The organism is Acinetobacter sp. BSP-28, assembly GCF_044130285.1.
Taxonomy (GTDB): domain Bacteria; phylum Pseudomonadota; class Gammaproteobacteria; order Pseudomonadales; family Moraxellaceae; genus Acinetobacter.
The window spans coordinates 1-7,688 of sequence record NZ_JBIQOB010000042.1; the positions used below are offsets into that span (position 1 = coordinate 1).

At 38.0% G+C, this 7,688-nt stretch carries 8 protein-coding genes; all 8 read left to right on the forward strand.

What is annotated here, in order from left to right:
• The first annotated feature begins 235 nt into the window (after nt 1-235).
• The 8 genes from ACE01R_RS17150 (at nt 236) to nadS (ending at nt 7,107) form a co-directional block, all read left to right on the forward strand.
• A complete protein-coding gene (locus tag ACE01R_RS17150; protein WP_395552707.1) occupies nt 236-832 on the forward strand; it encodes a recombinase family protein in 597 nt (198 codons plus the stop codon).
• 99 nt (nt 833-931) lie between these two features.
• Nucleotides 932-1,255: a hypothetical protein gene (locus tag ACE01R_RS17155; protein WP_395552708.1), complete on the forward strand. Its 324-nt coding sequence runs from the start codon at nt 932-934 to the stop codon at nt 1,253-1,255.
• Between the two features lie 107 nt (nt 1,256-1,362).
• Nucleotides 1,363-2,418: a hypothetical protein gene (locus ACE01R_RS17160; RefSeq protein ID WP_395552709.1), complete on the forward strand. Its 1,056-nt coding sequence runs from the start codon at nt 1,363-1,365 to the stop codon at nt 2,416-2,418.
• A 715-nt stretch (nt 2,419-3,133) separates the two neighbouring features.
• Nucleotides 3,134-4,096, forward strand: a complete 963-nt coding sequence (locus tag ACE01R_RS17165) for a replication initiation protein (protein WP_395552710.1) — start codon at nt 3,134-3,136, stop codon at nt 4,094-4,096.
• 44 nt (nt 4,097-4,140) lie between these two features.
• Nucleotides 4,141-4,713 carry a hypothetical protein gene (locus ACE01R_RS17170; RefSeq protein ID WP_395552711.1) on the forward strand — a complete coding sequence of 191 codons (573 nt, stop codon included), beginning with the start codon at nt 4,141-4,143 and terminating at the stop codon, nt 4,711-4,713.
• Nucleotides 4,714-4,778: 65 nt separating this feature from the next.
• Nucleotides 4,779-5,306, forward strand: a complete 528-nt coding sequence (locus tag ACE01R_RS17175; RefSeq protein WP_395552712.1) for a plasmid replication DNA-binding protein — start codon at nt 4,779-4,781, stop codon at nt 5,304-5,306.
• Between the two features lie 1,215 nt (nt 5,307-6,521).
• The gene (locus ACE01R_RS17180; RefSeq protein WP_016807108.1) at nt 6,522-6,842 is read left to right on the forward strand and encodes a type II toxin-antitoxin system RelE/ParE family toxin; all 321 of its coding nucleotides are present in this window, start codon (nt 6,522-6,524) and stop codon (nt 6,840-6,842) included.
• Nucleotides 6,835-7,107 (forward strand): NadS family protein, encoded by a 273-nt coding sequence (gene nadS, locus ACE01R_RS17185; RefSeq protein WP_395552713.1) that lies wholly within the window; start codon nt 6,835-6,837, stop codon nt 7,105-7,107. The genes ACE01R_RS17180 and nadS overlap by 8 nt, the downstream gene beginning before the upstream one ends.
• The last annotated feature ends 581 nt before the right edge of the window (nt 7,108-7,688 follow it).

A 7,688-nucleotide genomic window follows, 5' to 3' on the forward strand; every position in this document is an offset into this window, starting at 1 on the left:
TTCTGGACTTTTTTAATGATTTGTCGCGTTCCACGCCTAATACTTGAGCAATGTTTCACGGATTTTATTAGTTTTCATTAACGCATTTAGTATCTAAACAACCTATCATTAAACTATACATAAATAATAAAAAAGTTAAATGATAAAAAACCTGTCAATAAACTATAAAATATTATTAAATGATAGTATTATCACTGTACTTGGTTTTTTAAGTCTTTTTGATAGGTGGTCGATTATGGCAGTTCGCATTTATGTTCGTGCATCAACGAAAGAGCAAGACGCTGAAAGAGCGCTCAGTGACTTGATCGAGTTCAGCAAAAGCTATAGCGCTGAATATGTTGAATACATCGAGAACGAAAGTGGAACAAAGCTGAATCGACCTATCCTCACTAGACTTCTAAACGATTCAAAGCAAGGTGACATTCTGCTTGTGGAATCGGTCGACAGATTATCGCGATTAGAACAAGCCGACTTTGAAGTTCTTAAGCAACAAATCAAGAGCAAGGGATTGCGCTTGGTAGTTGCGGATCTACCAACGACTCATGTAGTCAATAGTGGCATGACAGGAGAGATACTGAACGTCATTAACGCAATGTTGATTGACCTACTTGCAACTATGGCAAAGTTAGACAACGACAAGAGGAGAGAACGCATCAAACAAGGATTAGAACGTTCCGGTTACAAGCCAACAGGAAAGAAAGCCAACACAGCTAAGCATGAGCGTATTAAGCAGTTGCTGGCAGCTGGAAACATGACAAAAGAAGAAATCGCCAAAGCTGTAGGTTGCGGAATAGCTACAGTTTATCGCGTCACAAAACAGAACAAAATCTAGCAAATTTTGAATGTAATTTGATCAAGTAATACAGAAAGAGAAAGAAATAAGTCAGAGCTGACTAAAATAAAAGGGTACCTTTTTATAGAGTATTGCCTAATGCAGACACTAACACCCAAATTTACATTAGCTGAGCTTGGCCAATATTTGGAGCTTAAAAGAAAAATACAACCCGAGACATGTGAAGAGTTTGGTCATGAATGGTATGGAGCTTCGGTCTATGAAATTTCTACAGATGAGTCTCCATCTCACAAAGAAATTCAGATTGAGCTTTATAAGCCATTTTGTGTGATTGCCTTAACTCTTGAACAAGCAAAAGAATTCCTTGAGCAGCAGTTGGCAGCCATTCGTGAAGTAGATATTAATTACATGCCGGATAATAAACGCTCTCAAGCAAAATCTAGTTCTCTATTATTCTCTTAGATTGGTAATCCTATTACAACAATATAGTTGAGTTTGATTGAACTGTGAGTGGTTGGATGAAGATAAGTCACCGCTCACTAATCATTTCTATTCATTGGTGGCGGACAATGAGCACTTACTTTAAGCCTACCGCAAATCTAGTAGGTCATTCAGCAGATATAGAGTTTCTCAGAAAGCGTTTCAATCACTATGAAAACGAGAGAAAGCAGACCTTATTTGATCAATGGATATGGGGGAATGTTGCCTCTTATGACTTTAAATTAATGGAGGTGAAAATTAAGCCTTGCATTGATTTTTTGCATGTGGAGTTCGAAACAGATGAACCCCAAAGGTATAGCGATATTAAGAAATACCTTACCCAGCACACGAAAAAAGCAAGCTATATCAGACCGCATAATCAGCAAAGTGAGATGAGCACACGATTTACGGTCCACCTATATGACGTGATAAATCTCAAGGATTTAAAGGCCCGTTTAGATCCGCTAAGACATTATATTAAAGACTACGATGTAAACCGTCTCAAAGTAACCCAAATGGAGTTGGCATTAGACTTCTACAACGCACGTGATGACTTGTTAATAGCTCTGTTTAAGTCGGTATTGCTTCGTGAGAACGCGCATAATATTCGTCTGTTTGGAAAAGAAAAGAAGCATGTACGGTTTGTGAAGCTCAGCGAAAAAGACAAACATAAAAAACAGGCACCTCTCCTTCACAGTAAGTTTTTGCAGATTATCCAACATGGCGGTTGTGATAAGGGCAGCAATAGCAACATTGGTATAAATGACAGAGAGGACTCAATCTACTATCACGGGTATCTCAAGCAGACTGATGACGGAGGAAAAGTATTACCTGAAGATCAGCACCGTGTTCGATTCGAAATAAATTTTAAAGAAACAGAATTACATGGGGCTACAGTTGGAACATTGGCAAAGGTAATAATAAGTAGGGCAAAATCATTTAAGTTCACTAAGCTCAAACGTCATTTAACCCTTAAGCAATATGCGAGCTATGCTTTCGTTAAACCCTATGGACTGGAACAGCAAGAGTACTACGACAGCAACCGCAATAAACGGAGATTATCCCCATTAGTTGAAAGTTATGCAGAGCTGAATACGGTGGTAAAAGACCATTTTAAAAACCTAAGCAACAAGTTTAAAAAATAATCAATTTCGTAAAAAAAGGGGTGAAAAAAATCATCCCTTTTTTTTCGTTTATCCTAATCAAACGCTTATATAGCGGTATCTACAGCCATTCCTCTTATAAGCTCTCTGCCTAATAACTTATTACTCCATATATTTAAATATACAGATAGACAAAGACACAAAGGGACAGATAGACAAGTAGACAAAGAAAGATACGAACGCACAAAAGTACATTTATATAAAAGTACTTTCATATAAACACGCATTTGCGCAAATGTACTTTTGTACAAATGAAGCTGTATCTAATTAGATATTGATCTAAGTAAACAAATGATCAGTTGATTAAAGAAAGGTTCGAGAGAAGTTAAAGTAAAATTCGGGCGTCCATTAACTCGGTCAAGTATAAAAATGAGCGAAGTCCTAGAAAAATGACTCCAGCTCTATGTATTCGGTGTGCATCGCGTGAAGTTTTTCTTGAAATATCCTTGTCTGAAGAATAACCCTCACTTTCTATGTAACTTTAGGCAGATTAGAAGCAAAATCAAAAAACAAGGAGTTACAGGGAACGATTAATTATGTTAAAACTACAGAAATGAAAAAGCCCCGATGATGTTCTAACTTGGCGGAAAGTCATCAATCGGGGCTTGTATCCTTAAACAACAATCAGGGGATTAATCCGTTTTGTGTCTGAAAACCATATTACAGGCACATGCGGATTTAGCCAATAGCTAAAAGCATGGAAAATACAAAAAGTCACTCAGCGCTGACTAATTTTAAGGCAGGAATACCAGTACAGCAGCAACTCGATCTATTCGAGAACTTGCCTCATAAGCCATATTGCATGGACGAAAAGCCTGGCTTCATGCTCATCCGCACAAAATCCATTGCGGTTAAAAAGCCTTATATCCAAATCAATCCCCCTTTGATGACGATTTACTTTGTCTTTGACGATGACAAAGAGGACGCGGCTTGGTCATGGTTTGATGCTAATCTTCCTGCACCATTATGGACAACACAGAACTCGGATAATGGTCGCTGCCATCATTGCTACAAGCTCGAAATACCTCTTTGTACAAGCGAGTTTGCAAGCATCAAAGCAATCAAGTATGCCCAAGCTGTTTACTATGCTTACGCGTTGAAAATGGGCGCAGATCTCAACTATTCACACCTAATCACCAAGAACCCACTTCATCCTCAATGGCGCACAACAGTTTGGACTGATCAGGCCTATTCACTGGATTACCTGGCGGACTTCGTAGACCTTCCAAAACGTATTCCTAAAAAGCTGGAAGTTGTCGGCTTAGGACGTAACGTTACAATGTTCGAGAAAGGCCGTCATTGGGCGTATAAGGCGATTAGAGACTATATACACTATAACTCTAGCTATGAGTGGGAAAGAGCCGTCAGAGAGCAAATAGAAGCGATTAATAACGGTTTTGAGCAGCCTTTACCGTATAGTGAAGTTAAAGCGACAGCTAAAAGTATTGCAAAGTGGGTTTGGCAACGGTTTAGCTACGGAGATTTCAGCGCTATACAAGCGGAACGTGGGGCTAAGGGCGGTAAAGCAAAAGGTGAAACTTATGCTGTGAAGCGTGAACAAGCTATGCAATTGAAGGCTAGCGGTATGAACAACACACAGATTGCTAAGCAACTTAATGTTTCAAGAATAACTATCATTCGATGGTTTAATGGGGTGTAACAATAGCCTTATCAGATAACAGCCTTTCTTTCTTAGGATTTCTTATGGATATTCCATCTGTTGATGACTTAAATAATTCAAATAAGCCTTCTTTGGCTGATTTAAAACTATATGAGTTAGCTAAACAACGACGCCAGCGTCTTTATGTCTTAGCTATTCTTTTATATGGTTTTATAGGTTCTCTGGCGGGAATCTATTTTTCTTTGGGGCAAGCTCAATTTAAGGGAATTTTTACTTTACATGAGGATGTACTTTTTGCATTGAATATGAGTTTCAATATTTTTGTTTACGCTATTCCGGCTTTTATAGCTGCCTTTATAGGTTCTATTACTCGTCTACTTTTAGCTTCGAATGACCATATTTTAGATCATATGCGAATACTTTTAGGATCAGGGCTTATTGGGATTCTAACGTTTTTAGGATTAAAGAGTGGGATTATTCTAGATCTCATTGCTAATCATGTTGAAGTTACAGAATCCTTAATTGATGAGCATAAAGAGAAGCTATTTTATAAATATATGGTTGTTTGTTTCATTACTGGAATGTTTGCAACGACAATGTTTTTAACTATTGAAGCACGGGTAAATAGTTTAGCTAATAATATTAAACATACCTGATTGTATAGCGGTACATATCACCTTCATGTAACCTCATTACAAAGTAGACAAAGACAATTACAACGATGAAAGCACTATCTGTTATCGAACTTGCCAAACTGTATGGCATGAACCGACAAAGCATCTACAAGCGTATAAACAAAGGCGATTTAAGCAAGAATAGCGACGGAAAAATTGACTTAGCTGAAGCTATTCGTGTCTTTGGTGAACCGTCTCAGAGAAGTAACGAAAATGTCACCCAATTACAGCCTTCAACGGTACAAAAGTCGGCAGAAGTAGACATTCTGAAACAACAGGTAGACATGCTCAAAAAACAGTTGGAATTAGCCCAGGAACGTGAAGTGTTCCAACGAGAACAGCTACAGGCTAAAGACGAGCAGATATATTCGCTTCAATTGTTACTTGGCGCTCCTAAACAACCTCAACAGTCAGCGGATTCAGTAAATGGTAATCACGCAGTAGATCCGGTAATGGAAGAGCCTAATTCACCTGTTCCGGCAATGGCGGAGAATCGGGCGAGTGAACAGGTACAGACACCTGAACCTAAACGCCGTAGCTTATTTGGACGTGTTATACGTGCGGTATTGGATTAGACAGAGGCCTAGTGAGCTGAGAAAAAGATCGGTGAGAATCAATACTAACTAAATTATTACTTAATCCGGATAGAATTTATCTCTTTAATAAGTTATCCACAATGTTATCTATAAGAACATATTTCATTGATTTATCAATAAAAGCCTTATGGTGTAAGTGTTTACGGCAAAGCTTTAAAAAAGCTTTTTTTTTGATTTTGAAAAGTATGCAAGGTCAAAAAATTTTAACTAAATGTCAATATTGATCTACCCCGTATTTTCCTGCAAAGTAGTTGATATTAAGGGATCTTTAATTGTTCGTTGTTGTCTATTTGACATCGTTTTTATGACTTATGGATTAAATGCAGCGAAGTTTACTGATACAAAAGCCACTGCCCCCAATCGAAATTTTGGTCGACGACGAAAGGGAGCAGTTTTCCAACGCATTGCTGTCGTTGAGAATCTTAAGGTGATAATCACCTTAAAGGTTACTCTTATTAAACCTTATCGGTTGGCCGATAGCAATGCCCCAACTATGGAGGGCATTGTATGAATACATTCGTATTCTACGTCCTGCAATTGATTAGCTTAGTCGCTGATCTCTTGCAGATCGCTGATTTTGTTTTGCGATAAAGTCACATGAACCGCTTGCTGGTGCAGGCGGTTTTTTGTGTCTTGTGAAAACCCATTTACACAGTTTCCAGTTGTATTAAACGTTTTTAGAATTCCTCATTCTTGAAGCATCCCCCTGTAGGGTTCGATATTACACAGCAAAGAGAAATACATTTTCAGCCGTAATAACTCTACAAGTACAAATTGGAAATTTCAGGAATGAGCAAGTTTAAAAATTTTATATTGGCGTTAATGGCATCATCAGCGGTTATTACAGTGAACCTGAACATATCCGTTGAATTCAGTCCCAGAGTTGAAATTAATAACGTACAGTTAATGCAATAGCTGTACGTGAATGAACGGGCAGGGTTACCCACAAAAAACGATTTCATACAAGCAGAGAACGTGCATAGGTGTCTATATGACATCTATGTATATATTGCGATGCTGGATAGAAGATGATTAGAGGTAGAGTAGAACTATAATAGTTATTGTCTAATCTGTAGAATTTTGAACTACAGCAAAAGTCATTATACGAAGAACTCCGAAACGAGAGTCTACAGCTCTCGTTTTTTCGTTCTAAAACTGCTAAAATTCTTATACGCCACTGACGTACTTAAACCTATGTTATTCATTGAAACCAGTATTTTTACTAAGCAAATCAAAGAGCTTGTGAGTGATGAAGAGTATCGTCAGCTTCAGCAAGATCTCTTGGTACAGCCTGATAGGGGCGACTTAATCAAGAATGGTGGTGGAATTCGTAAAGTACGTTGTGCTCAGGGTAATAAAGGCAAAAGTGGCGGTATCCGTGTGATCTATTATTGGGTCACAGAAGATGATCAGATCTTTTTCCTGGTGGCTTATCCAAAATCTGTGAAAGATAATCTGACAGATAAAGAAACCTCGATCCTACGTCAATTAGTAAAGGAGCAATTTCATGGATAACAACTTATTTGATGACCTGGTTGCTTCAATTAAAGAAGCTGGTGCCATCAAACGTAATGAGATAAAGGCCAGTCGAGTCACAGAACTTGAATTACCTGACATTAAAGAGGTACGTGAGAAAACTGGCTTAACCCAGACAGAGTTTGCCGCACGTTTGCATATCAGCGCGAGAACTCTACAAAACTGGGAACAAGGCCGTCGCTATCCGACTGGCCCTGCAGCGACTTTAATTCGTATTCTAGACGCTCATCCGACCTTAATTTAAAAAGTTTAGATAATAAAAAACCCCGGCATCCTGCCGGGGTTTTTCGTATGGGTTCGCTCGGTATAACTCCTGTCGTACCTTACAGTCCTTGTGCGTATCGTTGTTCTTATTATTGTGTAGAACTTCCTGTTCCTGATGAATCCATTATAGAAAAATTCCAGGCACCTGGACAGCCGCAAAGGACCGGAATTGTTGTGAGCATATACGTACAAGACCGGCTAAAAACTGTCCCAGGTTTATCCGCAGAAATTGGGGATAATTTCATATTCTGGAATCTTGATAACCGGACAAAAATGCCAAAATTGAGCGTTTTTTAGCCGATTTTATTGGCTAAACATTACAGATTTGCTTAAAAAACACACGAGTTGTTAAAACGTGCGTTTTTTGATCTTTTTGGTTTTGGATTTTTGAGTTTAAATATTTGATAAATAATAACTTTTTAAAATGCATTTCGTATAATGCCCATTATGTTAAATAGATAAAAATAAAGTAAATTGATTAATTTAGTTTGATCAAAATTTAAATTATGGTCTATTTAAACAAGTAACTACAAAATGATTATACCCACACTTATTCCCTCC